Annotated in this window: 25 protein-coding genes; 10 read left to right on the top strand and 15 right to left on the bottom strand. The window is 45.9% G+C overall.

All coding sequences use genetic code 11. The annotated features are described in order from the left end of the window. Complete coding sequence (locus IUA53_RS17880; protein WP_044446056.1) at window positions 1-2,826, top strand: tetratricopeptide repeat protein; 2,826 nt, start codon at window positions 1-3, stop codon at window positions 2,824-2,826. On the opposite strand, the gene IUA53_RS17875 is transcribed toward IUA53_RS17880, so the two are convergent. The 8 genes from IUA53_RS17875 to argC form a co-directional block, all read right to left on the bottom strand. Then, the gene (locus IUA53_RS17875; protein ID WP_044446057.1) at window positions 2,823-3,683 is read right to left on the bottom strand and encodes an alpha/beta hydrolase family protein; all 861 of its coding nucleotides are present in this window, start codon (window positions 3,681-3,683) and stop codon (window positions 2,823-2,825) included. The genes IUA53_RS17880 and IUA53_RS17875 overlap by 4 nt on opposite strands. A gap of 89 nt (window positions 3,684-3,772) precedes the next feature. Beyond that, entirely contained in the window at window positions 3,773-6,031 is a 2,259-nt protein-coding gene (locus IUA53_RS17870) for a GGDEF domain-containing phosphodiesterase (protein WP_231401187.1), read from the bottom strand. Window positions 6,032-6,148: 117 nt separating this feature from the next. Then, entirely contained in the window at window positions 6,149-7,459 is a 1,311-nt protein-coding gene (argA, locus tag IUA53_RS17865) for an amino-acid N-acetyltransferase (protein WP_044055798.1), read from the bottom strand. Between the two features lie 15 nt (window positions 7,460-7,474). Then, entirely contained in the window at window positions 7,475-8,857 is a 1,383-nt protein-coding gene (gene argH / locus IUA53_RS17860; protein WP_044446058.1) for an argininosuccinate lyase, read from the bottom strand. A 64-nt stretch (window positions 8,858-8,921) separates the two neighbouring features. Then, complete coding sequence (locus tag IUA53_RS17855) at window positions 8,922-10,127, bottom strand: argininosuccinate synthase (protein WP_044055802.1); 1,206 nt, start codon at window positions 10,125-10,127, stop codon at window positions 8,922-8,924. Between the two features lie 37 nt (window positions 10,128-10,164). Then, complete coding sequence (locus IUA53_RS17850) at window positions 10,165-11,076, bottom strand: ornithine carbamoyltransferase (protein WP_044055803.1); 912 nt, start codon at window positions 11,074-11,076, stop codon at window positions 10,165-10,167. Next, window positions 11,073-11,879 (bottom strand): acetylglutamate kinase, encoded by an 807-nt coding sequence (gene argB, locus IUA53_RS17845; RefSeq protein ID WP_044446059.1) that lies wholly within the window; start codon window positions 11,877-11,879, stop codon window positions 11,073-11,075. Before argB ends, IUA53_RS17850 begins: the two co-directional genes overlap by 4 nt. After that, the gene (argC, locus tag IUA53_RS17840) at window positions 11,876-12,889 is read right to left on the bottom strand and encodes an N-acetyl-gamma-glutamyl-phosphate reductase (protein ID WP_044446060.1); all 1,014 of its coding nucleotides are present in this window, start codon (window positions 12,887-12,889) and stop codon (window positions 11,876-11,878) included. Before argC ends, argB begins: the two co-directional genes overlap by 4 nt. Before the next feature lie 508 nt (window positions 12,890-13,397). On the opposite strand from argC, the gene IUA53_RS17835 reads away from it, so the two are divergent. Continuing rightward, a complete protein-coding gene (locus IUA53_RS17835) occupies window positions 13,398-13,808 on the top strand; it encodes a methylglyoxal synthase (protein WP_044055807.1) in 411 nt (136 codons plus the stop codon). Window positions 13,809-13,883: 75 nt separating this feature from the next. Here the strand turns inward: IUA53_RS17835 and IUA53_RS17830 are convergent, their stop codons facing one another. Then, the gene (locus IUA53_RS17830) at window positions 13,884-14,690 is read right to left on the bottom strand and encodes a hypothetical protein (RefSeq protein ID WP_052806570.1); all 807 of its coding nucleotides are present in this window, start codon (window positions 14,688-14,690) and stop codon (window positions 13,884-13,886) included. Between the two features lie 161 nt (window positions 14,691-14,851). Here IUA53_RS17830 and IUA53_RS17825 point away from each other — a divergent pair, with 161 nt between their 5' ends. Both IUA53_RS17825 and IUA53_RS17820 read left to right on the top strand, forming a co-directional pair. After that, window positions 14,852-15,601: a flagellar basal body L-ring protein FlgH gene (locus IUA53_RS17825; protein ID WP_044058678.1), complete on the top strand. Its 750-nt coding sequence runs from the start codon at window positions 14,852-14,854 to the stop codon at window positions 15,599-15,601. Between the two features lie 6 nt (window positions 15,602-15,607). After that, window positions 15,608-16,807, top strand: coding sequence for a flagellar assembly protein T N-terminal domain-containing protein (locus tag IUA53_RS17820; protein WP_044055808.1), 1,200 nt, complete (start codon window positions 15,608-15,610; stop codon window positions 16,805-16,807). Window positions 16,808-16,836: 29 nt separating this feature from the next. On the opposite strand, the gene IUA53_RS17815 is transcribed toward IUA53_RS17820, so the two are convergent. Then, complete coding sequence (locus IUA53_RS17815; RefSeq protein WP_196897506.1) at window positions 16,837-17,634, bottom strand: Spy/CpxP family protein refolding chaperone; 798 nt, start codon at window positions 17,632-17,634, stop codon at window positions 16,837-16,839. A 288-nt stretch (window positions 17,635-17,922) separates the two neighbouring features. Between IUA53_RS17815 and IUA53_RS17810 the strand changes: the two genes are divergently transcribed. The 5 genes from IUA53_RS17810 to IUA53_RS17790 all read left to right on the top strand — a co-directional run bounded on the left by IUA53_RS17810 (window position 17,923) and on the right by IUA53_RS17790 (window position 22,159). After that, the gene (locus IUA53_RS17810) at window positions 17,923-18,660 is read left to right on the top strand and encodes a response regulator transcription factor (RefSeq protein ID WP_044446062.1); all 738 of its coding nucleotides are present in this window, start codon (window positions 17,923-17,925) and stop codon (window positions 18,658-18,660) included. After that, complete coding sequence (locus tag IUA53_RS17805) at window positions 18,660-20,024, top strand: ATP-binding protein (RefSeq protein WP_044055811.1); 1,365 nt, start codon at window positions 18,660-18,662, stop codon at window positions 20,022-20,024. The genes IUA53_RS17810 and IUA53_RS17805 overlap by 1 nt, the downstream gene beginning before the upstream one ends. Before the next feature lie 51 nt (window positions 20,025-20,075). Beyond that, entirely contained in the window at window positions 20,076-21,044 is a 969-nt protein-coding gene (locus IUA53_RS17800; protein WP_044446063.1) for an alpha/beta fold hydrolase, read from the top strand. A 109-nt stretch (window positions 21,045-21,153) separates the two neighbouring features. Further along, window positions 21,154-21,618 carry a tRNA (uridine(34)/cytosine(34)/5-carboxymethylaminomethyluridine(34)-2'-O)-methyltransferase TrmL gene (gene trmL / locus IUA53_RS17795; protein ID WP_044055813.1) on the top strand — a complete coding sequence of 155 codons (465 nt, stop codon included), beginning with the start codon at window positions 21,154-21,156 and terminating at the stop codon, window positions 21,616-21,618. A 181-nt stretch (window positions 21,619-21,799) separates the two neighbouring features. Beyond that, window positions 21,800-22,159 (top strand): DUF6515 family protein, encoded by a 360-nt coding sequence (locus tag IUA53_RS17790; protein WP_044055814.1) that lies wholly within the window; start codon window positions 21,800-21,802, stop codon window positions 22,157-22,159. A 47-nt stretch (window positions 22,160-22,206) separates the two neighbouring features. Here IUA53_RS17790 and gpsA read toward each other — a convergent pair whose 3' ends face one another. The 4 genes from gpsA to IUA53_RS17770 all read right to left on the bottom strand — a co-directional run bounded on the left by gpsA (window position 22,207) and on the right by IUA53_RS17770 (window position 24,503). Beyond that, the gene (gene gpsA / locus IUA53_RS17785) at window positions 22,207-23,211 is read right to left on the bottom strand and encodes an NAD(P)H-dependent glycerol-3-phosphate dehydrogenase (RefSeq protein WP_044055815.1); all 1,005 of its coding nucleotides are present in this window, start codon (window positions 23,209-23,211) and stop codon (window positions 22,207-22,209) included. A gap of 25 nt (window positions 23,212-23,236) precedes the next feature. Continuing rightward, window positions 23,237-23,743, bottom strand: a complete 507-nt coding sequence (gene secB, locus IUA53_RS17780; protein WP_044055816.1) for a protein-export chaperone SecB — start codon at window positions 23,741-23,743, stop codon at window positions 23,237-23,239. 61 nt (window positions 23,744-23,804) lie between these two features. Further along, window positions 23,805-24,065, bottom strand: a complete 261-nt coding sequence (grxC, locus tag IUA53_RS17775; protein WP_044055817.1) for a glutaredoxin 3 — start codon at window positions 24,063-24,065, stop codon at window positions 23,805-23,807. Window positions 24,066-24,077: 12 nt separating this feature from the next. After that, a complete protein-coding gene (locus IUA53_RS17770; RefSeq protein ID WP_044446064.1) occupies window positions 24,078-24,503 on the bottom strand; it encodes a rhodanese-like domain-containing protein in 426 nt (141 codons plus the stop codon). 216 nt (window positions 24,504-24,719) lie between these two features. On the opposite strand from IUA53_RS17770, the gene IUA53_RS17765 reads away from it, so the two are divergent. Beyond that, the gene (locus IUA53_RS17765) at window positions 24,720-25,874 is read left to right on the top strand and encodes a murein hydrolase activator EnvC family protein (protein ID WP_044446065.1); all 1,155 of its coding nucleotides are present in this window, start codon (window positions 24,720-24,722) and stop codon (window positions 25,872-25,874) included. A gap of 18 nt (window positions 25,875-25,892) precedes the next feature. Here IUA53_RS17765 and IUA53_RS17760 read toward each other — a convergent pair whose 3' ends face one another. Further along, window positions 25,893-26,318, bottom strand: a complete 426-nt coding sequence (locus IUA53_RS17760) for a hypothetical protein (RefSeq protein ID WP_052806571.1) — start codon at window positions 26,316-26,318, stop codon at window positions 25,893-25,895. Window positions 26,319-26,382 lie beyond the last annotated feature (64 nt).

Here is a 26,382-nt window from a genome sequence, read left to right as displayed (position 1 = left end):
ATGAAAAATCGAATTTGTGTAAGTGTTGTTAGCCTCTTTTTACTTACACTTTCATTCACGGCGTTCGCCAATGCTGACCAAGATAGTGCTGCGAACGCTGATTATGAATCTGCTATCGTTAGTTATGAAGCAAAAGCCTATAAAGAAGCGTTCATTCATATAAAGAATGTTTTACAAGCCAACCCTGACTATCTCCCCGCACATCTGCTTCTAGCCAACCTTTATTTTGAAACTGGGTTGTGGGAACAAGCCCATAAAACTTATTTACATGCCTATGAAAAAGGCGCTGATCCTAATTTAGTGTTGCCTAATTGGTCCAGAGTATTGGTGCGTCTGCGAAAGTCAGAGCAAATATTAGCCATAGACGTATCTGCCGGCTTATCTAAGGCCCATTTGGCACAATGGCGGGCTACCCGCGCTGAAGCATGCCTGCTTGAATCAAGGCCGCTATGTGCCCAAAGGGAATACGATGAACTACTTACCCAATTACCAGACCACCCCCTGGGATTAAACGGTTTGGCCTTATTGGCCATTAAGGATGGTCAGTATAAGCAGGCCGATACCCTGCTTCAACGCTCGCTGGCTGTGGATGACAGTCAAGCCTTAACATGGTGGGCGCTTGGCCGTCTTGCCAGTGCAACAGGGGATGTGCTGCTGGCACAGCGCCATTTCAATAACGCCTACCTTATTTCGCCCAATAACGCGAAAATTGCACGAAGTCTGATTGATGCTTATGTGGCCGTAGCCGATTTGGACGCTGCGCTATTAGTCACCGAAGACTTGTTATTGGAAACGGAAGACGATTTATATGTGATGTTTGTTAATAGCTGGCTAACTAGCCAGATAGATGCCCTATCTAACATTCGGCCTCAACTAGAGCAAATCGATCAGCGCTTATCTACCGTGCCAGAAGAAATGATGATAGCCGAACCTTCCTTGTTCTATTTGCGGGGTATGGTGGCCTTGATGCAGGGCAATTTTGAACAAGCCAGAGATAATTTTACGCTATTTACAACCTACAGCGAACCAGACCTACAAACCGCGATTCTGTTAGCCACTACCAATATGGCGTTGGGTGATAAAAAAGCCGCCATGTTAGGCCTACAAAACCACGAGGCGGAATTGATACAACAGCATCTTCAGCAGGCAATTTTGCTAGGAAGTCTGTATTTAGAAAACGCCCGTAATTTTAAAGCAGTGAGATTACTATCCTCCTTATCAGAGCGATATTCCGATAGTGTAGACGTTGCCTTGTTTGCGGTACGGGTAGAATTCTCCCGAGGTAAATTTAAAGAAGCCGCAGAACAGCTAAATAACTTACTTGAGCAATTCCCAAACAACAGACAAGTGTTAGTGGCCTACTCTCTTTACTTCCTCGATATCGGCGAAACTCAAAAAGCAGCGAAAGCCATCGCGACATTAAGAGCGCAGTTTGCTGATGATATCGCGATTCAGAATATGTACGCTGCACAATTGCTGATTGAAAAAAAATACGCAGAGGCTGACGTTATATTATCGGAAGTGCTCAAGCAAGCTCCAGAGCTTTTCGCCGCGCGGTACAATCAAGCAACAATGTTAATCAATAAAGGTTTGTTAGACGACGCTGAAGCTATTTTACTGGCGCTAGAAAATGAAAAAGGCAATCACCTTCAAGTGGTATTTCAATTGGCGAATATTGACATGCGTCGAGGAGATTTTGAATCGGCTGATAGACGGTATAGATACCTTTTACAAAAATTTGGGCCAATAGGAAAAATTACTTTCTCCGCCGTGGCTGCAATGAATCAGCAACGAGACTACCGTAGCGCAATTGCTGTTTTACGTAAATTGGAAGTGAAGGAACCAGGCAATCCATTGGCGTTAGTGCAATTGGCTACGTTTTATATCAAAGCAAACGATGCCGAAAATGCAAAATCCACGCTTCTTAAACTAGAGCTAATATTTGACAGGCCGGTTAACGTACTGGTCAGCGAATCGCAAAATTGGTTGGCAATGGGTGATAAAGAGAAAGCCCTGAACAGCATGGATAGAGCCCGTTTATTGCAACCAGAAAACCTAAATTTACAACTTCAGTGGGTGAAGCTCTTATTAGCCTTAAATAAACTCGAACGTGCAGAATCTAGCTTATCAGCACTAATAAAAAGTTACCCTAATCACCCTCAGGTGTTATTCAAATTTGGTGAATTAGCACAGCAAAAAGGTCGCCCCAACCAAGCGATGACATTTTATCAAAAGGTGCTGAATGAAGACGAAAACTTCGATTTAGCCTACGCCAAACTGTACGCCCTAAGTGTGAAAGTAGCTGATTTTTCGGCGCTGATTACGCGACTAACCGCGACCGTAGAACGACAGCCAGATAGATATTTCACCCGTAATTTACTGGCGCAATATCACTATTATTATGGCGACGCTAACACCGCAATTAACCACTACCTTTACATGCTAGAGTTAGCACCTGAGGCAAACCGTTTTGCATTGTACAATAGATTAGCGAAGCTGCATTTGCCGGTAAATAAAGCAAAGAGCTTACACTTTGCAGAGCAAGCTTACCGGTTGCAACCTAAAGACGCCGATGTGCTTCATACTTACGGTTGGGCACTCACCATTAATGACCAACCCGAAGCCTCGCTGCCCCTGCTTCGTGAGGCGTCAGTGCGAAACGCCACATCTTTATCACTGCAATATCATCTGGCTTATACCCTGGTAGAATTGGAAAACGATTCAGAAGCAAAGCGTATTTTAAGGCGCTTGGTAAAGTTATCAGCGCCTTTTGAACAACGAGAGCAAGCAAATGCACTATTGTCACGTATTGAACAAGCCCGCTAGGTGTCTATAAATTGCGCTAAATAGTGGGAGGCTTGGGGCCAAATGTGCTGACATTTACGGGAGAAAAACTTCATATGGCCTATTTCTTTCACCTTAAAATCGTCAGGGTGAAGTATCTCTATTTGTGCGCTAGCGTTAGGGAATACACGCACCATATCCTCTACATTTTTTAAATTGGCAATGTCATCGTCAGCGGCCAATAGCCATTTTGATGGTAGTGTAATGTCATCGTAAAAATGGGTGTGAATATCTCGTTTAAATGCGGTTTCTACATAGCCTTGCCCATTACACCATTGTTGCCATTGTTTGGCCACCTGCTTAGGTAAGGGTTCGCCCATGCCCACCCACTGTGACTTAGTATGCCCAAAGAACAAATTGCTAAGTGGGATAAACAGGTTCATAAAAAAGTGCGCTTTGAACAAATAACGCTTTCGCATGTTTCTCAAGCTGCCAGAAGAACTTCCAAAATTGCAGAACGCTGTCAGGTCATGGACGTTGGGCATAAGGCCGAGCAGTTGCCCTCCAGCACTGTGACCGATGAGAAAGTATTTCGTATGCGGGAAATGAAGCTTGAGGGTTTCCAGTACGGCAGGCATATCCAATGTGCCCCATTTAATAAGTGAAGCATCACTGTCTTGAACTTTTCCTTTTAGCGAGTCTGCAATGCCACGATTGTCATAGGTAATGACACCAAAACCGAGTTCGCATAAATAGGTAGCAAAAGCCGCGTAAAATTGCCGTTTAATACCGGTGGCTGGGGCAATCATTATCGCGCCTTTCAAGGGAGCCGATGGCGAATATAAGGTAGCCGTTAGGTGAGTACGATCTTCACAAGTTACACTAATGTCTTTTTTCATTATTTGTGTGTCTTTAGCGCAGCTTTATCTGGTCTTACCAGTAAAGCCTGTCCAGATGAAGAAATCAAGTCATCTGTTATTTATTCGCGTTATGACAGTGTATTTTCGTGCACTAACGTAGGCTCGGCTGGGGAAGCTTGGTTCTGCCATTGCTCAATAGGGCCTGGCTTTCCATAAAGGTAGCCTTGAAATAAAGTGAACCCCATGCCTTTTAATACCAACAGCTGAGCCTGCGTTTCTACCCCCTCAGCGATGGTTTGCATATTTAAACTGCGGGCAAGCTCTAGCGTCATTTTTACAATTTTTCGGTGACGTTCTGAGGTTTCAATTTTGTCCACAAACTCGCGGTCAACTTTTAGCACGGATGCGGAGATATCAATCAGTTGGGCAAGGGACGCGTGACCTGTACCGAAATCATCAATGATGATGGTAGCGCCAATATTGGCTAATGTGGTCAGGCGCCGTTTTGTATCTAGATGGCTTGCCAGTACAGACGTTTCCGTCAGCTCTAACTTTAAGTAAGCGCATAACGTGGGGCTTTCTGAATAGCGACGTAGTAGTTTTTCGTAGAAAACGTCATTAAGTAACTCAGGGCCCGAGAGGTTAATGGCGAGAGGCACTTTAGGCATGGCGCTCGGCCAGTGTTCTAATAGGTGAATAGCGCCTTCAACCACCTTTTGGGTAAGCAACACATGCCAGTTATTCTCCTCCACAATAGGAATGAATTGGTAGGGCTGTAATATATTGCCGGTATTGGGTTCTTTTAGTCTGGCTAGGCACTCGAAGCCAACGATAGTTTCCTCCATCGATACTTGGGGCTGCAAGTGGAGAGATAAGTGGCCGTCTTCTAATAATTGTTTAATTCTGTCTTTACGCTGTGTGTGTTCACGAATGCTTTTAACGGTATTTGTGTCAAAGGTGAAAATAGGCAGGTCACTGCTGGTTTGGGTGAGCGCAATTGAGCACGACTCTATAATACTTTCAATGGCCTTGATGCGTGTAACTTTGGTGTGTCCGCCTCGCCATATCAGTGGCAAAAGGCGAGAACTAGAGGCCATGGATTGTTGCATATATTGCGGCAGCTCTTGCCATAACCAGGTACAAAAATCCGCCCTGTTTGATTTGCTACAAAGCAGAAACTTAGCCCCTGGGAAATGGTAAAGCTGCACATCGCTAGGTAACGTAGATTCAAGCAGCGTCGCGGCTTGTGCAAGTACTTTATCACCCTGAGCATGACCATACTGTAAGTTTATTTCTTTTAAATTGGCTAGTTTGAGTAAGACGCAATTGCTAAAGCTTAAACTCTCTGCTGATTCTGAGTATTTCCAAAAATGATGGTTTTTCAGTCCCGTAAGGCTATCAATATAATGCTTTTCATACTGTTGACGCTTGAAGGCATCGAATTTTTTCACTTTGGCCGTTGTAGATGATACGTCAAAACAATGTATAAGTTGCTTTTTGTGATGCAGCAAACTGGCCAGTTGAATTTCGAACACGCAGTTGTCGCTATTGACGATGTGGGCTTGCTGTTTCACCCCTGCTGAAAGTGGGGCTTTTATCTCAAATAAGTGTTGAATGTATTGGCATGACGGCGCGTAGCTTTTTATAAGTTGTCGAGCACTGCGATTAGCTTGCAGTATTTTCCCTTGTTGATCGCAGAAAAATGAAGGTGTGCCGCCGTTATTAAATATTTCTTGATAGCGATTGACCAGCTTGTTTAATTTCTGACTTTGTTGTTGATTTAGCGTCGCTTGTCGTTCCAGAGAAGACATCACACGGATAACCGCAAAGGGTAAGCAGATATTAAAAAACAGAAAGACCAAGGAGCTTAAATAAGTATGGGTTTCCGGCAATGTAATATCGATGCCAAATAATGGCGCGACGGGTTGGTTTCTGACCAATAAAAAGTAGGGCACAAGGTTCAGGACAATCCCAATAATGGCAACACGGTTACCATAGAACAAACGCAACACAATGGGTAAGGTGAAAAAGAATAAGAGGCCATAGCGTGCGGATGCAATATCGAGAGTAAAAAATAGAATACATAGGCCCGCTAATACAATGGTTAGCACCAAGCTTGCTGACGCTGCCCTAAGCTGCTTCTTTCGTAAACTTAAGGTGCTCCAAAGTAGCAGTGAGAATCCTGCTGTTAGTGCAATAACGTAGTATAGGCCTTGCTGATACGCTTGGTAAGAAGAGTGCAGCACAATGGCTGAGGTCAAGAGTAACCCACTGGCTAATATGATGCGTAAAACGCTCATTTTCCAAATGGTAGGTTCAGCGGCTTGTAAATTTAATTCATCGATAAGCAGAAAACGCTTGAGTCGAGATACTACATTAGAGAACACACAATTGACCGAATTAATTATCATTATTTTTATATAGATAAATTATAGGAAAGCGTTTGTTTTGTCGAGGGGGGAGAGGGGATGATATGGCTAATATGCGCGCGGAACGCGCATATATTACACCGGTAAAGTAAAGACTTTTGAATTTCTCTGAAAATTGTAAAGTTCCTTCTTTACTTCAGGTAATGCGCTGATATCAGCAGGTTCAAAGCCTTGCTCTAAAAACCAGTGCGCAGTCACTGTAGTCAGTACAAAAATACGGTTGATCCCCGCTTCCTTTGCGCGCACACGCACTTCATCTAATATACGTTCGCCGCGGTTTTTACCGCGATAATCCTGGTGGGTTGCCACGCAAGCTAACTCTGCACAACCGTCTTCAGGGTACAGGTAAAGCGCGGCACAGGCGATGATCATACCGTCTCGAACAATCACGATGAATTGGTTAATTTCGTTTTCTAAGCGTTCACGAGAGCGCTTCACTAACACACCACTTTCTTCCAATGGTTTGATTAGCTTAAGAATGCCGCCCACATCATCAATCGTGGCCGCACGTAGCTGCTCGTAATGGTGCTCCATAACTAACGAGCCTGTACCATCGCGGGTGAACAGCTCTTGAAGTAAGGCACCATCTTTTTCAAAACTGATACAATGAGCACGGGGCACACCTGCGGCTACGCTGGTGGTCAACGCACTGAGCACGGTGTCTTCAGTGGTAATGTCACCGTTGAGAATAAGCTGTTCCAACTGCGGGCGCTCAATGGTACGCAGCAATCTTCCATCCCGATTGAAGATGCCATCAAAATTTGAAAACACAATAAGCTTATCGGCCTTCAGCGCAATAGCTGCTTGTGTCGCCACATCTTCGTGAGAAAGGTTGAATACTTCGCCGGTAGAGGAATAGCCCATAGGCGATAGCAATACAATAGAGCCGTCGTTCAGGTGGTCGTTAATACCCGTAATATCAATTCGGCGCACTAAACCTGTGTTTTCAAAATCTACACCACCGCGCACGCCCATGGGTTTGGCCACCACCAAGTTGCCAGAACACACGCGAATTTGCGAGCCGTGCATAGGTGAGTTCGGCAAGCCCATGGTCAGCAATGCTTCTACCTGAGAGCGTACCGAGCCAGCGGCATCTTTTACGCATTCTAGGGTTTGCTTGTCGGTAATGCGCACGCCATTTTCAAAGCGGCCTTCAATGTTGCGAAGGGCGACGCGTTGATCTATTTGCGGTCTGGCGCCGTGCACCACTACCACGCGTACGCCCAAGCTGTTTAACAGGGCAATGTCGTGGATAATATTAGGAAAGTTGGGATGTTCAATGGCTTCACCACCGAACATCAGTATAAAAGTTTTTCCCTGATGAGCATTAATGTAAGGCAGTGAACTGCGAAACAGTTTTATGCCATCATGATGCGCTAATACCATCCTAGTGTTCCTTAACTACCCTTGCTTGTCTAAATTTTCCAGCTCTTGATACAAAGCTTTCGTCACGGTTTCTTTGCTGGTGCCCCCTAGAATATTGCGCTGGTTCACGCCGTACTCTAGTTGTAAGACAGGGTATACGTCGTCTTCAATTTTATCGCTAATAGCTTGCAGGTCGCTAAGCGGCAAATCTTCAATGGCGCAGCCTTTGTCGATGGCCTGAAGCACTACGCGCCCGGCAATGTCGTGGCCTGTTCTAAACGGCACGCCTTTACCCACTAAGTAGTCGGCCAATTCAGTGGCATTCGAAAAACCTTGGGCCGCGGCTTCGCGACAGCATTCTTCGTTAAGCTGAAGTGAATCCAGTACTTCACTGGCAATACACAAACAAATGTGCCACTGATTAACCGTGTCGATAGCGCCTTCTTTGTCTTCCTGCATGTCTTTGTTGTACGCAAGAGGAAGGCCCTTCATGGTTACAAGCAGTGCCTGTAGTGAACCAAATACGCGGCCACATTTTCCGCGCATAAGCTCAAGGGCATCAGGGTTTTTCTTTTGCGGCATCAGTGACGAGCCTGAGGTCACGCTGTCACCGAGTTGAAGGAAGCCTGCTTCGCCCGAGTTATAGAAGATCATGTCTTCGGCAAGACGGGATAAGTGCATCATGCTGGTACTAGCAACAAACAGCAGTTCAAGTACAAAGTCTCTGTCAGACACCGCGTCCAAGCTGTTTAAGCAGGGAGAGTCAAACCCCAACTCTTCTGCAATGGCGTGGCGGTCCACCGGAAACGTGGTGCCTGCGAGTGCACCCGAGCCCAGCGGGCACTGGTTCATGCGTACTTTTAAGTCGTCTAATCGGCTTAAATCACGCTTTAGCATTTCCACATACGCTAAGCACCAGTGTGCAAAGTGAATGGGCTGAGCACGCTGCAGGTGGGTGTAACCTGGAATAATCGCTTCTTGATGACGGCTTGCGGCATTAAGAAGTGATTTGATTACGCCCAATACATCAGCGCGAAGTGAGGCAATATGTTCACGAACCCACAAGCGGAAGTCGGTGGCTACTTGGTCGTTACGGCTACGGCCTGTGTGAAGCTTACGGCCAATATCGCCCAACTTCTCGATAAGCGCGGCTTCAACAAAGCTGTGAATGTCTTCTTCGCTAGAAGCGTTAAAGTCTAATTCACCGGCGTCTGCTTGCGCTTTTAGCTCACTAAGCGCGCCTTCTAGCTGCGCTTGTTCATCAGCGGTAAGTACACCTGCTTTTTGCAAAGCACGCGACCAGCTAATAGAGCCTTGAATGTCTTGGCTTGCCATAACTTGGTCAAACGGCAACGAGTCGTTAACCTGTTTAAACATACTACTTGCACCGGATTCAAACCGGCCACCCCACAACGCCATGTGATGCTCCTTAAATGCTGTTTATTGCGTTCGCTATCCGCGCGCAAGTGCGCGCGGTATGCGATTAACCTTGGTTTTTCAGTGCTTCGATACGACTTGAAAGGCTGAATAGGCGGATAAAGCCTTCAGCGTGCTTTTGGTCGTATACGTCATCGGCACCAAAGGTGGCAAAATCTTCAGAGTAAAGACTGTTTGGCGAACGGCGTTGTGTCACCGTAGCTTGGCCTTTGTAAAGCTTAACTACGATATCGCCAGTCACTTTCTTAGCGAAAGACGCTGCACCAGCAAGCAGTGCATCGTTAAGGGCAGTAAACCAACGGCCATCGTACATGACGTGCGAGAACTCAAGGCCAATTTGTTCACGGTATTTAAGGGCAGCTTTATCAAGCACCATGGTTTCAAGGGCTTTGTAAGCTTTCAGCAGTACAGTGCCTCCTGGTGTTTCATAACAACCACGAGATTTCATCCCCACAAGACGGTTCTCAACAATGTCGATTCGTCCCACACCGTGAGCCGCAGCCACTGTGTTCAGCTTAACTAGCGCTTGATACGGAGACAGCGCTTCGCCATCAACATGAGTAAGCTTGCCTTCGTTGAAAGACAGCGTGACACGCTCTGGGGCGTCTGGCGCATCTTCAGGGTCTACCGTCATGGTCCACACTTGCTTGGTAGGCTCTTGCCATGGGTCTTCAAGCTCACCACCTTCATGTGAAATGTGCCATGCGTTTGCATCGCGGCTGTAAATTTTAGTGGCCGACGCTGTGGTGGCAATATTGCGCTCTGCAAGATAGGCAAGTAAGTCTTCACGGCTTACCATGTCCCACTCACGCCATGGCGCGATAACGGTTAGATCTGGGGCAAGGGCTGCAAAGGTGCTTTCAAAACGAACTTGGTCATTACCTTTACCCGTACATCCATGACATAGGGCATCAGCACCAACTTTACGTGCAATTTCAACTTGCGCTTTAGCGATAACTGGGCGCGCCATAGACGTACCTAGCAAGTATTCGCCTTCGTACACGGCACCTGTAGTAATTGTTGGGAAGATATATTCGCTAACGAACTCTTCTTTCAAATCAACAATGTGGCACTCGCTTGCACCAGACGCGATAGCCTTTTCGTGAAGACCTTCTAGCTCTTCATCACCCTGGCCCACATCTGCTGCAAATGCGACAACTTCACAGCCGTAATTTTCTTTTAGCCATGGAATGATGGCTGATGTATCAAGCCCGCCTGAATAGGCAAGCACGATTTTTTTAACGTTTTGCATCTAAGTAATCCTTTTAAGCGACTTTTTAGGCGTCTTTTTAAGCGTTAAGTAATTGAGTAAGGATGGCATTTTGGCCATGCATTCTATTTTCGGCTTGTTGCATTAATAGCGACTTGTCGCTGTCAATTAACGAGCCTGTGATTTCTAAATCGCGATGGGCAGGCTGGCAGTGCATCACATAGCTTGCACCTGTGGCCTCCATCAGCGCTTCATTGACCTGATAAGGCATGAATTTTTCTTTGATAACGTCAAGTGGTGTGTCGTCGCCCATTGAAAGCCACGTATCAGCATAGATAACATCTGCGCCGTTTGCAGCACTAAGCTCGGTGCTTTCTACAATGGTGACGCCGGTTTTCTCGGCAATAGCTTTAGCTTGCGCCACAATTTCAGGGCTGGCTTCGTGACCTTCTGGCGTCACAACCACTTGATTACAACCGAGTAGTGCCCCCACAATTAACAGTGAGTGGGTCACGTTGTTGCCGTCGCCTACGTAGGCCATCGTCAGACCTTCGGTTTTACCGAAGCGTTCAAACATAGTGAGATAGTCGGCAAGACCTTGGCACGGATGATATTTATCGCAAAGTGCATTGACTACAGGCACGTTGGCCGCTTTCGAAAAGGTTTCTAGCGTAGTGTGCGAGAACACACGGGCCACAATAGCATCAGCCCAACATGCGAGGTTGGCCGCAGTATCTACTGCATCTTCACGGCCAGCTAGCTTGCCAGACTGCACGTCGAGATAAACCATGTGGCCGCCAAGCTTGTTAATGCCAATATCAAAACTGACGCGAGTACGCAGAGACGGTTTTTCAAACAGGGCAACGATTGACTTACCCGCAAGCACATTGCTGTAGCTAGCTGGGGCTTGTTTAATTTCTACTGCTAATTGCAGCAAGTTTTGCATTGCTTCTGGTGTCCAGTTAGCAAAGGTTAATAAATCCTGTTTCATTCTGTGTCTCCTGCGTCGCCTTCTCTTGGCGCGATCTTTTCGGGAAGAATTTGCGTTCCCGTATTTTTATTTAATATATCAGCAATGTCGGCACTCCAACTTGCGATAAATACGGCGCGCTTCAAGGTTTCGGCAGATTGCAAGGCGGCATCTACCTTAACCTTCATACCATCTGTAATGACGCCATCATCGGCGTATTGTTTAATGCTATTTGCTGTTAACTCATCAATGAGTGCCTTGTTTGCATCTAATACGCCGTCGACGTTAGATAATAGTAAAAGCTCCCCATCAAGGAGTTCTGCGATGACGGTGGCCGCTTGATCGGCGTTCACATTTAACAAACGCCCCTGTGGGCTTGAACCAATGGAGCTAATGACAGGCAAGACGCCTTGCGCCAATACATTTTTCAAAAACGTAGATTCAGCCGTTGCTGGCACCCCCACCGCACCGTATTTTTCCGCGAGGGGTTCACACACTACCATATTTCCGTCTAATAGCGACAACCCTACCGGTGTTACACCTGTGGCGAGCGCAGCAGCGCAAAGCTGTTTATTGGCGGCACCCGCCAGTGCGCCACAAATATAAGGCATATGATCGTCAGGCGTCACCCGTAGGCCATCAATTTTCGTGCTTTGAAGCCCTAAGCTCGCCATCAGTGTTTCAACTAACGGGCCACCACCATGAACAACCACAACAGGACGGGTGGCTTTTACGTCTTTAATGCTCAGGAATAAGCGGGTCATTGCGGCTGCATCATCGAGTAATGCGCCACCCACTTTTATAACAATAGGGGAACGGTTCATAGTACTAATCCCGTTTCAACTGGCTGTTTAGTCATGATATTGAGGCACTGGATGGCTTGTGATGCTGCCCCTTTCATGACGTTGTCTATGGCGGCTGTTACCACCGCATAACCAGAGGCTTCATCAAGTTTCCAATGAAGATCGACAAAAGGAGTATGTGCCACATCATCAATTTTTGGGAAGCTATCGCGCAGCCTCACAATGGGTTTGCCGTTATAAGCGTCTTGGTACACGGCATCAAGTTGGCTTTGCGACACATTAGGCGCAAGCTTGACTGTAATTGTGGCAAGAATACCCCGTTTGAAATTGCCTAAATGCGGCGTAAAAATAACAGGTGTGCCAAGATAGGCTTCTATTTCAGGGGTGTGACGATGGCCTAATACGCCGTAAGCATGCAAGCTGACTTCAAAGAAACTGGTGGTTAGGCTTGCTTTCCTACCTGCGCCAGAAACTCCAGACACTGCGTTTATCACCGGGCGTACATTTGCATCGAGAAGTCCATTTGCGGCTAAGGGTTTCAATGCGGTTAGGCTAGCGGTGGGATAGCAACCGGGCACCGCAATAACACTGGCATTGGCAATTTTGTCTTCGTGCCATTCTGCTAAGCCGTAGACTGATACATCAAGGCTGTATTTTTGTGTATGGGCGAAACCGTAAAATTGCTCGAATACCGCCGTGTCTTTTAGTCTGAATGCGCCGGATAAATCAAGTACCTTCGCACGCCCTGAAGATAGGGTGGGCATCCAGTCGTGACTTGCCTCATGAGGTGTGGCGAGAAAAATAAAGTCTACCTGCGAGGTAAGTGCGACTAATATCTCGTTAGAAATTGGGGTTAAGGTGGCATCAACGTGGGCTAAGTTTCCATGCAGGGCACCTATGTTCTTGCCTGCGTCAGCACTATTTTCCGACACATAAGTGCCGGCAAGCGCAAGGCTTGGGTGCTGCTGAACTAATTGAACGAGTTGTGCTCCGGTGTAACCACTGGCACCAATAATTGCAACTTTGTACATAATTAACTATTCAATGAAAGAGGGAAAAAAATCACTTTTTACCTTTGTAAACTGGTTTGGCGTATGTCCATGCCTAACCGCGACCACATTACAAAGGTAAAAAGTGTGCTACCGCAAAAGCAAACCTGCAAGCATGCATCGTCGCAGGCTCTGCAATGTGTAGCCAGCCAGGGGAGAGGTAAACTCTGTGACGTTCAAAGCCATGATGCTGTGAACGCGAGTTGGTTGTGTCATCGTTGTATCCTGTTTCTGTATCAACCCAATCTGGGGTAGATGCCTTAACCGCTGACTAGTTTACTAAAAAAGAATATTTATGCAATATTAATGTATAAATATTTTTATTTGTTTTTCCTGGTCGCACCACTTTTATTTTCTACATTCTAACAAACTGCCGATGACAGTTAGTTGACAATAAAAGGTATAAAACTGAATATTTATACTGGTTGTCGTAATTCGCTTAGCGGTTTGCTATAAATTAGCCAAGGTTTCTGAAAGGAAGAATAATAAGATGAGTAAACTAACCGTGGCGCTGGTCGCTCACGATCATAAAAAACCAGAGTTATTAGTATGGGTTAAGCAGCATATAAAAATACTAGAGCAATGTAATCTTGTTGCCACTGGCACAACAGGCGGTTTAATCAACAAGGAGACCGGCCTTGAAGTGACCCGCTATAAAAGTGGCCCACTTGGGGGCGATCAGCAAATAGGCGCTCTTATTGCTGAAAATAAATTGGATGCGCTTTTTTTCTTTTGGGATCCGTTAAACGCCGCTCCTCACGACCCTGACGTTAAAGCTTTACTTCGATTATGTTCAGTGTGGAATGTACCAGTAGCTTGTACGCCCGCTACGGCTGATTTAGTGGTGACTTCACCTTGGTTTTTATCTTCAGAATATAAGCCAATCAAACCCACGTTTTAATCGCGTCACCTAGGTAGCCGAGTCACAAAAAGCGATGATCACATCGCTTTTTGTAAGAGATGCCTAGGGCGGCGGTTAGCCACCGATATTTCTTTTCACAAATTGATACGCATCATCACCGGTGGAAGCCAGTTCGGTTTCAGCCACAACCCCGGAAATTTCAGCCTCTGTGCTCGATGAGCCAAAAACTTGCTTGCCTACATCCCACAAATTGGAAGAGATACTTTTACCTGTCATTCCCTCAACAGCTAAATCCGCCACGTTGTATAGCATGCCAGCCATTCCGCCATATAAAAAGCTTCCCGCCAGACTTGCAGCGGCATCAACGTGGCTGGATGTTGTGGCCTCATAAATATCCGACACTATGGGTAAGTGATTCACAATGTTGAGGGTGTCAAAACCGTCATTTAAGTTTAAACCATCTTCCCCGAAAGCGGATGTATATAAGCTATCAAAAATGGCCCCCGCCGAACTTGTATTTTCATCCAGCGCGGTTTCTTCAACAGTGGTATTGGTTGTCGTGCCGCTGTCACTTTCGCTTGATGATGCCATAGCGGCACTGGTTAACCCTGAAAATACATTATTTTGTAATGCACTTAATAGGGAGTTTTGCATCGTGCCAATGGCGTCATCTGAGGTTAGCGCAGATAACATGCCTGTACTTAAGCTTGGTTCTGCGTCATCTGACGTACTGGTGTCCTCTTCATCAGAGGAGGTCGGCAACTGTGAAAGCAAAGCGGCAAACATAGACGGCAAACCTTGGCTATCATTTGCCGCTTCATCGGTTTGAGTAGACTCAGTTTGCGTTGCATTTACGCTGGTCGACGGTATTGATGAAAGCAATGAATTAATGCTTCCTTGTGTTGACATTTCTAAGGCCATAACATCCCCTTACCCGCAGGCATCTCATTGTTTTGTAAAGGTTTTGCAAATTTAATCAGTCGGCTATTTCGCGCTATAAATTATTGGTTAAACTTGCTCCCGTTCAACGGTCATGGATGGCACCTAAACTTGGTTTTAATCTCTTAATGTCAGAAAGAACTATGAAAAAACGATGCCATATATTCTCTATTTGCTTCATCTTTACATTGGGCGGGTGCGCACAAACGGTATCGGAAGAAGAGGCTGTGGTGGCCAGCAGCCCGACCAATCCACAAGTGGTGCAGCGAGCCGTTACGCAAACAGAAGAAGAACCTAGGCCGGGGCACCCAGATTATACGCCTGTTCGTTCCTACCCAGTGGAAGATGTGCGCCTGCCTAGCGGTTCTTTGTTTAATCCCGATCTCGCTATGGGATTGTATGAACGCCACACCCATTACAAGGTGGGCGATATGATTCTCGTTAAGCTTGATGAAGAGACATCATCTGAAAAGTCGCTAGATTTCAATACCGATAAAGACAGCAGCTTTGATATTGACCCGTTGACGTTAAAGGTGGGGGGGATCCAAATTGAAGGTGATGATTTTACAGTAGAGCATGCACAAGACAGCGAGTTTAATAGCTCAGCACAAACTAAGCAATCTAACTCAATGCAAGGGAGTATCACTGTGTATGTTACGGGTATTACCCCTGCGGGCAATTTGCTGGTGACCGGTGAAAAATGGATAACCATGAATCGAGGTAAAGAATACATACGCTTTTCTGGTGAAGTGAGAAAAGAGGACGTTGATGAAAGTAACTCGGTACTGTCTTCAAAAGTAGGTAATGCGCTAATTGAATACAGCGGTACGGGAGAATTACAAGATACGCAGAAGCGCTCGGTGATAGACAAGCTCTTTGCGATCTTCGGTTAACGCACAATGGCATCTTTATTTCGATGTACACTACGCCTCTTGCTGGTATTAGCTTGTTGCCCTTTTGCGGCATACGGAGAATGGGTGCAAGGTGAGGCGAGCTTAAACTTTACAGGTGCTGATCTTGCGTCTGTGCGTGCCACCGTGATTAAAAATGCCATCGCTGACGCCTCTTATAAGAGTGGATCCGTTATTGCCGCTGAAGACGTGCTCATTGACGGTTTGGTACTGAGTAGTAAAGCGGAATTATCTACCGCAGGCAGAATACAGCGCGTAGAAATTTTGAGTGAAACGGTAAAAGATAACGTTCTGACTGTGGTGGTCAATGTAAACTTAACACCACTTTTCGATTGTAAACCACAGCGTTTTCAGAAGCGTTTATTGGTAACCCATTTCGCGCTGCTTGACCCAAGGCAAGCCGCGACTGGGGCTCTTTACAATTTGGGTACTCACATTACACAGCGTTTTGCTCAACAATTTAAAGGGTCGCCGGAGTTCCCGGATGTGATACAAATAGCAGAATCACTGACACAACCTAATATGTGGGCCGCAGATGCATTAAGTGGTGCCGACTTGCAAACCAAAGCCACCTATTTAAGAGACACCTATGGCCAGCAGTTTGCGCTGTTCGGTTATATTAGAGACATTAGCCTGTTTGAACAGGTTTCAGAAAGTGACGCTTTATTCAGTAGCGATGAAGTGGCCTTACGGCGCAATTTCACCCTTCAAGTATTTGTACTCGATACCTTTCGGCAGCGGGTCATCTTCGATGAAAGTTATCACAGCGAAGCCGATTGGCCCTACGATAGCCATTATCGTGTAGATACCAGCAACAGCTTATTTTGGCGCAGCGACTTTGGCCGAATGGTGCTAAACACAGTGAACGCAGCGGTGTCTGATGTTTCTTCTGCTATTGCTTGTGAGCCAACTTTTGCCCGTATCGTGAATATTTACAATCAGCAGTATGTGGTAGATATGGGCGCATCGCATGGCATCACTACTCAGGACAGCTTTCAATTGTACAAACAGCAATCTTTGCCTGTGCTTATGGCTCCGACGAAAAGTGTCATGCTGCCGGTTGAAGAAGGCAGACTGTCTGTCACCCATATAGGGGATGAAGTGAGCATAATTTCTAACGAAGGCATTGAAGGGGCATTGCAATTGTTTGACATCGTAGCTCCTATAGCACGAAAAAGCGCCCAATAGGGCGCTTTATATACGAGAGCGAAACAGAACTACTCGTTTGGCCGAGGTGGAGCAAAAAGTTCTCTAAGTGAGCGAACTTCTTCTCGGTTCGCGTCTAATTGTTCACGTTGTTGTTGTGTAAATATAGCGAGTCGCATTTGCTGGTGAGTCATTCTGGCTTCTTCTAACGACACCATGTCTTCGTAATAGCGTTGCATAAGCGTATTCCAGGTATCAATAGAAAAGTTATCACTATGCACTAAGGTTAATGATTCCATCATAAAGCGCTGCATTAATTCTCGGTCTAGCTGGCCACTGTCTTTTTGGCTTTCATCTAGCGTTTTCAGCGCTTCTTTTTGCTCGTCAGTCAACATGATACCCATTGCCATAGAAGGCATTCGTTTAGGGCCCTTCATGTTTTTGCCTTTGCGAGACCGAGGCTTATTACTTGATAAGCGCGTCAATCTATCGACTATTTTTGCTTGCTGCTCTTCGTTTAGGCTTTCGAAAACCTGATGACGAAATGTCGCGAGCGCAAACCCGTGTTCATGACGCGTTTTTACCCGCTCTTCAGCCCAGTTGCGTATTGTTTCAGCTGAGGCCTTAGCAAGGGTCTCGCTATCGATCATTTTCGGCCTATCAGGTTTTTCCTGAGCCTCACGAAAATCCTCAAATAGGGCTTTTATTTGTGCCTTCTGCGTTGAATTAAGCGATAGGCCGCGTAGGGAATTAATCCATTCCTCAACCTGCATATGCGCTCCTTGATGCGAAGGTTGAGGGTTTGCATACGTGTTTTGGCTTAAGGCAAGGGTGCCTGCTAACACGGATGCAATCACAATCATCTTCATGCTCGTCTCCTTTTGATATTGACGAGTAAATAGTAGCGTGAAGTCGTGTTAACGCCGTCAAGTCACTGTAAAGCTTGTGTAAAGGTTGAACCCGATAAAGATTCCGGTGGTCGAAGGCTTTATAGTAGCGCTAATTACTGTATTAACCTTAAAGAAAGCCCGAATATGCGCGACTAATAAGCAATAAAAGTATCCAACGGGCGTATCTTTACTACTTTATATCGATAAGCCTGCAAAGCATATTTTGTGTATTGCCAGCTCGGTGTAACATATCAGAGTAAATAACCAATGAACCAAGTAATAGTAGAGTCAAAGACCATGGATTCAGAAATCCACTTACAGTCTATCTTAATCATTGATGATGATACTGAATTAACCGATATGCTTGCCACTTACCTTGGTACTTCTGGGTATAAGGTGAAAGTATGTAATGATGGTCAGTCGGGGTTAGCGGAAGCGACCTCCGGCGGCCATTATGATCTCATTTTGCTTGATGTCATGATGCCCATGATGGATGGATTTGACGTACTCAAGAAACTACGTGTTAGTCATGCTACCCCAGTACTTATGTTAACGGCGAGAGGGGATGATTACGACCGCATTTTAGGGCTTGAACTGGGTGCAGATGATTACCTACCTAAACCCTTTAATCACCGAGAGCTCGTTGCCCGCATTAAAGCGATTTTTCGCCGTTTGGCGCTAAACAGTAACGGCGGTACCATAGAACAAGATTTATTAGTAAACGATATTTTCTTAAGCCCAAGTAGTCAGCTGGCCAAAATCGAAAACACGGAAATGGCGCTGACCAGTACCGAGTTTTCAACCCTTCGACTGCTTATGCTAAATGCGGGTAACCGCGTGACAAAAGAAGAGATTAGTTTGAAAGTGTTGGGCAAACCCCTCCAGGCTTTTGACCGCAGTATTGATATGCACGTGAGTAACCTCCGTAAAAAAATGGCGAAAGTTACCGCACAAGAGAAAATCAAAACCATCCGTGGGGTGGGTTATATGTTGATGCCTAATTAATGAAATTTTTACGCCGTATTAATCCTACTCGCGCCATTATGGGGCGCTTATTCTTCTGGTTTTGGGCGACGTTTATTGTCACAGCAGTGTTGGCAGTATGGGGGAGTCGATTATTATTTGAAGATTTACAGGTTAACGCGGCGTTACCTGAAGAACTTGCTGATTTGGAGCAAGTGGCTGAACGCATTAGTAGCCCAAGAGCTGCGAGAGGGCCACTTATGATGGCGCTTGAGCGAAATTCACGTCCCTTCCATGGGCGTGCTATTGCGGTTGACTTGGATACAAAGCGTTTTGTTTCTCCTGGCGGCCCGCCTTTGCGAGAGAAGGAAAGAACAGACATTTTGCGGATTGTCGATCAACAGGTGCCAATTTCACTTGTGCGTGGTGCTTTTCGTGTGGTTGGCCCTATGCAATTTGAGCGAGGCGACAAGCGTTATGCATTGTTTTTACTGCGCTTTGAAGGGCCCTCGGGCAATAGCATGCCGTTTTTCTTGATTTTATTTATCGCTATTGCCACTACGTCTTTGCTGTCCTGGCTTTTTGCAAAATCCCTGACTCGTCCTATTTTGCGCATCCAAAAGTCCGCGCGCTCCCTTGCGGCGGGAGAATGGCAAAGTCGTGTAGAAAATGCCGATTCTCGACAAGATGAATTGGGGCAATTAGCCCGCGATTTTAATAAAATGGCGAATCAGCTAAATAGTATGTGGACGGGGCAAAAACGACTTTTAGCCGATATTTCACATGAATTGCGTTCACCTTTGGCGCGCTTACAAATGGCACTGGGTTTAGCTCATCAACAAAATGTCGATCCTGCCAGTCTTGTTCGTATAGAGCGCGAAGCTGAACGTATGGAAACGTTAGTCGCGCAATTACTTGCCCTTAGCAAAGCGGAAGCAGGAATGCATGACTTCTCCTCTTTCACTCTTTCTTTACTATTGAAAGACGTATTTACCGACGGACAGTTCGAGGCTGCCAATAGCAATAAAATGCTCGATATTGAGCCTATCCCAAAACTTACGGTAACGGCAGATCAAACCATGTTATGCCGAGCGGTGGAGAATGTATTACGTAACGCGCTTAGGCATGCAAACTACCTTGTAGAAGTGAGTTTTGCTGTTACTGATAAACAGTGGTCTATTATCATTAGTGACGATGGAAGTGGATTATCAAAAGAAGAGTGTAAACGTATTTTTGCGCCCTTTTATCGCGCATCATTGGCAAGAGAAAGGGAGTCTGGCGGTGTTGGTCTTGGTCTGTCCATTGCAAAAGCGTCTGTAGAGTTGCATGATGGCACCATTCAAGCCGAGCCAGGTGAGAAGCATGGTCTAGTGGTAACCTTGTCGTTCCCGAAAAAAACCGGTTAGTTTCTTTATCTAAACACCTGCTCATAGCGTTTATTTTTGTAGGATGTGTTGATGGGTTGGAAATTTACGTCGGAAAAGGATTTAGCAAATACCTTTTATAATACCATAGATCCATTTTGGGAAGAGCAGGTGTCTCGCGGGCATTTTGCTGGCAAAGGTGACGTTGATGTTCACTATGCGTGGTGTATTCCAGACACGCCTCGCTCAACCATTGTTATCAGTTCTGGCCGTATCGAATCTTATCTGAAGTACAAAGAGTTGGTATTCGACTTGTACCAGAATGGCTTCGCTGTATTTATTCTCGATCACAGAGGTCAAGGGTTGTCGGGGCGTATGACATACGACCCTCAGCATGGTTACGTCGCGCATTTTGACGATTACGTAGATGACTTGGTTTATTTCACCCAAAATATTGTCGTCCCTAAACAGCAAGGTCGCTTACAGTTGCTTTGCCACTCTATGGGCGGGGCAATTGGTGCATTGACGCTGTTGCGCTTACCCACCTTGTTTTCTAAAGCCGTACTGGCTTCTCCTATGTTTGGAATAAAGCCTGCACTGCCCAATTGGCTTGCTAATAGCCTTATTACTGCTGGGCTTGCCGTTAACAAGCTTAGGAAGCAACAGTCTGGGTATTTTTTTGGTCAAACGCCCTATATTGCATACCCATATTCATTAAATAAACTCACTCACAGTAAAACACGTTATGGGCTGTTTCGTGCACTGTATGATGAGGAGCGTCGCATTCAACTTGGTGGCGTCACAACTGAATGGTTGTGCGCAGCACATGGGGCAATGAATACCATAGAAAAAAGCGCAGGGGCTATTACCACCCCTTCATTAGTACTCAGTGCAGATAATGACGCTATTATCGACAATAAACGCCAGCGGCGAGTGGTTGGGCAAATGCCGAATGCACGGCTGGTGGTGATAGAAAAAGCGTATCATGAAATCTTTACTGAATCTGATGACTTACGGGAAGAGGCGATGACAAAGGTGCTGGATTTTCTCGCCGCAACTTAGCGTTTTAATCTCTTGCTCAGTCACTACTTTAAATTTAAGCTGCCCCCGTTTTGGGAGTGAGTACGAACACGCTCACCATCACCTTAATTGACTTAAAAGAAATATCACTATGTTAGACATTGTGCTTTATCAGCCAGAAATCCCGCCGAATACCGGGAACATTATTCGCCTATGTGCAAACAGTGGGTTCAGTTTGCATTTAATTGAACCGTTAGGCTTTGAGTGGGACGACAAGCGTGTGCGCAGAGCAGGGCTAGATTATCATGAATTTGCGCATGTGAAGCGCCATCCTAACCTAGAGGCCTATATCAATGGGGCTAAGCCTAAACGTATATTTGCATGTACAACAAAAGGAAAAGCCTTTCACAGCGATGTGTCATATCAAAAAGGTGACGCGCTTATTTTTGGCCCAGAAACCCGAGGGTTGCCTGATGATTTCATTCAATCGTTACCACCAGAGCAACGGGTTCGCATTCCTATGTTACCGGACAGCCGTAGCATGAACCTATCAAACGCGGTCTCTGTGTTTGTGTATGAAAGCTGGCGTCAATTAGGCTACGATGGAGCACGATGATCCAGTTTGACATTGGTGCATAGCGCTAGATTGACATAGCGCTATGCACCACACGTAAATGCAAAGAATATGTAAAGGCGTGGGCGGTTACCCATGCAGTCAGGTTTGGTTCAGTTTCACCCAGTAATATTGGCCTTGTGTTCGCACCAATGCGAAGTGTTGTAACCCAAGGAGATTGATTATGAAACGTATTACACTGACTTTACTGGCGGGTATTGCACTCCTCACCGCAGGCACCGCTAACGCCCATTCTTCTCATCAAGCCCACTCTGCGACTCATCAGGTGCTTAAAAAAGTCACCACAGTGGTCTCACAGACACTTGCACCATCATCACGTGCAACGGGGGCTAAGGTGAATGTCTTCGTGAACGTATTGCCGAAAAACCACAAGGTAAAGACGGTAGGAAACACCCACTACTATGTGGTGAACAATGTTTACTACAAAAAGAGCGGAAAGCGCTATGTGATGGTTGAGGCGCCGCATGGGGTTAAACACGCCCCAAAAAATAAGAAAGTTGTGGTGGTGAGAGAAAGCCGTTAACGCTACGTATGAGTCATCACAAGCAATAATGAAACAAGAAGCGTAGGTTACGCTTCTTGTTTTAGATCTCGGCCTAACAGCGCTAAAGCCGCTTCTTTTGGCGATTTTCCATGATAAAGCACAGCGTAAATTTGCTCACAGATAGGCATTTCAACCCCCACTTTTTGTGACAGTACATGAACTTCTTCTGTATTACGGTACCCTTCAACCACCTGTCCAATTTCTTCAATGGCGACATCGACGCTTTTGCCTTGGCCTAATGCCAAACCAAAACGTCGATTACGAGACTGATTGTCGGTACAGGTGAGTACGAGATCGCCTAGCCCTGCCATACCCATAAAGGTTTCAGGGTTAGCGCCAAGCTTTACGCCTAAGCGAGTCAGTTCTGCCAAACCGCGGGTGATGAGTGCAGTTCTGGCGTTAGCGCCAAAACCTAGTCCATCAGCTAATCCTGCACCAATGGCAATCACGTTTTTCACCGCTCCACCTAATTGCACGCCAGTGAAATCAGAGTTTTTGTACACACGGAATGACTTCGCGCAATGGAGTTTTGCTGCAAACTCGTCACTCAAGGTATCATCAGTAGACGATAATGAAATAGCGGTAGGCAAGCCGGCGACCATTTCTTTGGCAAAAGTGGGGCCTGACAATACGGCCAGAGGATAATCTGTACCCAGTGTTTCTTCTGCTACATCGCGCAATAAACGGCCCGTTTTAGGTTCCAGCCCCTTGGTTGCCCAAATAATTCGATGGTGTGGCTTTAGCAAAGGCTTTAGGCTTTTTAGCATAGCGCCAAAGGCATGGCTGGGTACCACAACGAGAATGTCTTGGCTGGCCGCAACAACATCGTCTAGATTTGCGTTGAGTTCCAAACTATCTGGGAATCGTGCACCAGGCAAATACCGTGTGTTTTCGCGGTGGGTGGCCATTTGTGCTATGTGCTTTTCATCCCGGCCCCACAATAGTGTGGGGTTGCCATTTCTGGCAAGACAAAAAGCAAGGGCGGTGCCATACGACCCCGCCCCCAATACTGAAACCGAATTCGACTTCATATCCACGTGCTTCCTGGTCACCTAATTAGGCGTCCATTTTAGGCGCATCGCCTTGTGCTTCTTGCACACGCTTTTGCATGTATGCAGCAAAGATAGCATCAAAGTTTACTGGCGCTAGGTTAAGTGGAGGGAATGTGCCTCGGTTAACCAAGTTAGAAATGGTTTCACGCGCATAAGGGAACAGGAGGTTTGGACAATATGAACCCAACATATGCGCTTTATTCTGATCTGGCATTTCGCCAATGGCAAAAATACCGGCTTGCTGTACTTCACATAAGAACGCGGTTTCTTCACCTAGTGATGCTGTTACCGTCACGGAAAGCACAACCTCAAAAACACTTTCATCGAGCTTGTTGGTACTAGTGTCAATATCTAGCTTTATCTCAGGCTTCCATTCTTTCGTGAAAATGGCAGGGGCATTTGGAGATTCAAAAGAAATATCTTTTGTGAAAATGCGCTGAATATTAAATTGAGGCGCTTGAGCTTGTTCACCTGCGGCTTGGTTGTCGGTTGTCTGATTTTCGTCAGCCATGGTATTTCCTATTTATTTGTCGTTTTATTTAATCTAGTGCGTTGCTACATGCGCTGACGCGTTACGCTAAACCTAGCATTGGGTTTAGTTTGTTTTGTGCTTCTAAAGCCATTAAATCGTCGCAGCCACCAACGTGTTCGTCATTGATGAAAATTTGCGGAACTGTCCAACCGCCATTCGCCCTTTCGATCATGGTATCGCGTAGCTCAGGCTGAACATCAATAGGGTACTCTTGGAACTCCACACCTTTCTCATTTAAAAGTGCTTTTGCGCGATGACAATAGGGACAGTGGCCCTTTGTGTATAATTCGACTTTGCTCATGAAGTTCACCTATTACTTTGATATTGGTAGACTGGCACTTTGCCAAGCGTTCATGCCGCCTTTAAGTACGCTAACTTTTGAAAAGCCAGCTTTAGACATAGCGTTCGCTGTTCCACGCGCCTGATTTCCCATCACGCATACTACGATAATGGGTTTATCTTTACTGTTTTCAAGCGTATTAAAATTTTTCTCTCTTAATGCTTCGGGTTTTATCTGCCTTGCGCCAAGAATATGCCCAGCTTTAAACTCTTTCTGTGCACGAATATCTAACACCACAGCATCTTCTTTATTTATCATTAACGTGGCGTCGTGTGTGCTTACCTCTTTGATTGAAGAGGTGAGTGAAGATACATAACTGAATATCAACATAGCCACAAGCGCAACCCACACGCCGGCGAGTACAATATTATTTCCGGCAAACTCGATTACCTGATCCATTACCTCAAACCTTGTCTATAGACCAAAAAAGAGTGCAAAGTATATAGAAAAACTGGCGAGAAACCAGCCTGCTATTTCTTGATGCCCCTTCCTCGCTGAGAGAATATTTTAGATGCTTGATATTACGAATAAATTGCACTGGGATTTGCTACCTCCCTCGGATACACTGATAGCGCGTACTTCTTCTTTATATTTTGGTTTAAGGCTTTTTCTTTAATGAATGAATTTGAGCGCGCGTATAATGTAGGTAAAACCCTATGCATTATTGCGCTTGCGTTGATAAGCGGCCAAGTGTTTGGTCAAGACAATGAGCAAGAAAAGCTCGCAGAACTGCAAGCTGAACTTCGTGCTCGTCAACAGGTGCTCGACAATAGCAAAGCCAGCGCAAAAGAGCTGGCTGATGTGCTTAAAGCCTCTGAACTAGACATTGCAAAAGTGGCTAAAAAACTAACGCAAACCAATGATAATTTACGCCAGCTGCAGGCGGAGCAACAAGGTCTGCAGCAAGAACAAAGCTCGCTAAAAGCCGCCATTCGCCAACAGCAATCTTTATTGTCTAGCCAATTGAAAAGCGCATTCATGGCAGGGCATTATGATTACGCAAAAATGATGTTCTACCAAGAAGATGCGAAAACCTTCGAGCGGGTAATCACTTATTATCAATATCTCGCTAAAGCACGCCAATCTGAAATTACTAAATTTAAAGACAATGTTGCGCGCCTTGAAACCGTGACTGCCTCATTAGCTGAAAAAGCGGCCTCTTTGCTTGCGTTACTCGATGAGCAGAAAAACCAACGAGCGGTATTACTCACTCGCCAAAACGACCGTAAAAAGACCCTTGCTAAGCTTAATCAAACCATTGCGAGTGAAAGTGAGCGAATAGCGGCGCTGCAGGAAGACGAAAAAGCCTTAAGGGAGGCGATTGAAGCAGCAAGAATAGCCGCCCAGCGCGCGGCAGAAGCTGCCCAGATATCCTTAGATGGTTTGGCCAAGTTAAAAGGCAAGTTGTCAGCACCCGTGGAGGGAAGGGTACGTAAATTGTTTGGCAATCGTAGGCAAGGGCAAGTCCGTTGGAAAGGGATTATTATCGACGGAGAAGAAGGAGATGCAGTGAAAAGCATTGCTTCTGGTAAAGTACTCTATGCCGATTGGCTACGAGGGTTTGGGTTAGTTGCTATTGTAGATCATGGTGAAGGATATATGAGTGTATATGGTCATAACCAAGCCTTGCTAAAGCAAGCGGGTGACGATGTTCGACGCGGTGAAAATCTCGCCCTAGTGGGGCGCAGCGGTGGGCAGGCGTCGCCAAACTTATATTTTGAAATTCGCCATAAAGGCAAAGCGTTAAATCCCACCGCTTGGTTTAACTAATTGCGTTTTATTCGCGCCTTACGCTGTTACAGAGAACGTCGCCGTATCAGGAAGATTCTGCGCAGTTTGATCTGATGGTGGTGGCGGGGGTGGTTTTCCAAGCCCTGCCAACTCAGCTATATTTTTGCTATCAAAGCCTGCCTCATTCATGGCTGAACTTAACGACTTACTTGGGTTTATCCCTGCTTCTTTTAACTGTTCAGCAATTTCTTGAGCGTCACTCTCAGTTAAATTATCCGCATCGTAAGAGGATAAAATGCTATTTACCGTATCGGTTTGATCGTCGGTTAACGTTGCACCTTCGCTACGAGGTGGCGGGGGAGGCATAGCGCCGCTATTGACTGATGAAATCATAATGTACCCTTTAACACTAAGTGAAGTTTCGTCATCAATAGTATCGGCTAAGCGCTGAAAATTTGAGCGCTGCTGAAGGTCTTTACGCAAGCTTTACACTACAATGTGCTTGCCACTCTGTTGGCGTGTCCGAAATAAAATGGCTTTGGAAAAA

This window comes from Alteromonas sp. B31-7, from assembly GCF_015767655.1.
Classification (GTDB): domain Bacteria; phylum Pseudomonadota; class Gammaproteobacteria; order Enterobacterales; family Alteromonadaceae; genus Alteromonas; species Alteromonas australica.
The sequence above is the reverse complement of the archived record's forward strand: the minus strand, read 5'-3'. Positions and strand labels throughout refer to the sequence as shown.

Excerpts from the sequence above, each read along its gene's own strand:
- IUA53_RS17880 (WP_044446056.1), top strand. The coding sequence starts at position 1 with ATGAAAAATCGAATTTGTGTAAGTGTTGTTAGCCTCTTTTTACTTACA.
- IUA53_RS17875 (WP_044446057.1), bottom strand. The coding sequence starts at position 3,683 with ATGAAAAAAGACATTAGTGTAACTTGTGAAGATCGTACTCACCTAACG.
- argA (WP_044055798.1), bottom strand. The coding sequence starts at position 7,459 with ATGGTATTAGCGCATCATGATGGCATAAAACTGTTTCGCAGTTCACTG.
- argH (WP_044446058.1), bottom strand. The coding sequence starts at position 8,857 with ATGGCGTTGTGGGGTGGCCGGTTTGAATCCGGTGCAAGTAGTATGTTT.
- IUA53_RS17855 (WP_044055802.1), bottom strand. The coding sequence starts at position 10,127 with ATGCAAAACGTTAAAAAAATCGTGCTTGCCTATTCAGGCGGGCTTGAT.
- IUA53_RS17850 (WP_044055803.1), bottom strand. The coding sequence starts at position 11,076 with ATGAAACAGGATTTATTAACCTTTGCTAACTGGACACCAGAAGCAATG.
- argB (WP_044446059.1), bottom strand. The coding sequence starts at position 11,879 with ATGAACCGTTCCCCTATTGTTATAAAAGTGGGTGGCGCATTACTCGAT.
- argC (WP_044446060.1), bottom strand. The coding sequence starts at position 12,889 with ATGTACAAAGTTGCAATTATTGGTGCCAGTGGTTACACCGGAGCACAA.
- IUA53_RS17835 (WP_044055807.1), top strand. The coding sequence starts at position 13,398 with ATGAGTAAACTAACCGTGGCGCTGGTCGCTCACGATCATAAAAAACCA.
- IUA53_RS17830 (WP_052806570.1), bottom strand. The coding sequence starts at position 14,690 with ATGGCCTTAGAAATGTCAACACAAGGAAGCATTAATTCATTGCTTTCA.
- IUA53_RS17825 (WP_044058678.1), top strand. The coding sequence starts at position 14,852 with ATGAAAAAACGATGCCATATATTCTCTATTTGCTTCATCTTTACATTG.
- IUA53_RS17820 (WP_044055808.1), top strand. The coding sequence starts at position 15,608 with ATGGCATCTTTATTTCGATGTACACTACGCCTCTTGCTGGTATTAGCT.
- IUA53_RS17815 (WP_196897506.1), bottom strand. The coding sequence starts at position 17,634 with ATGAAGATGATTGTGATTGCATCCGTGTTAGCAGGCACCCTTGCCTTA.
- IUA53_RS17810 (WP_044446062.1), top strand. The coding sequence starts at position 17,923 with ATGAACCAAGTAATAGTAGAGTCAAAGACCATGGATTCAGAAATCCAC.
- IUA53_RS17805 (WP_044055811.1), top strand. The coding sequence starts at position 18,660 with ATGAAATTTTTACGCCGTATTAATCCTACTCGCGCCATTATGGGGCGC.
- IUA53_RS17800 (WP_044446063.1), top strand. The coding sequence starts at position 20,076 with ATGGGTTGGAAATTTACGTCGGAAAAGGATTTAGCAAATACCTTTTAT.
- trmL (WP_044055813.1), top strand. The coding sequence starts at position 21,154 with ATGTTAGACATTGTGCTTTATCAGCCAGAAATCCCGCCGAATACCGGG.
- IUA53_RS17790 (WP_044055814.1), top strand. The coding sequence starts at position 21,800 with ATGAAACGTATTACACTGACTTTACTGGCGGGTATTGCACTCCTCACC.
- gpsA (WP_044055815.1), bottom strand. The coding sequence starts at position 23,211 with ATGAAGTCGAATTCGGTTTCAGTATTGGGGGCGGGGTCGTATGGCACC.
- secB (WP_044055816.1), bottom strand. The coding sequence starts at position 23,743 with ATGGCTGACGAAAATCAGACAACCGACAACCAAGCCGCAGGTGAACAA.
- grxC (WP_044055817.1), bottom strand. The coding sequence starts at position 24,065 with ATGAGCAAAGTCGAATTATACACAAAGGGCCACTGTCCCTATTGTCAT.
- IUA53_RS17770 (WP_044446064.1), bottom strand. The coding sequence starts at position 24,503 with ATGGATCAGGTAATCGAGTTTGCCGGAAATAATATTGTACTCGCCGGC.
- IUA53_RS17765 (WP_044446065.1), top strand. The coding sequence starts at position 24,720 with ATGAATGAATTTGAGCGCGCGTATAATGTAGGTAAAACCCTATGCATT.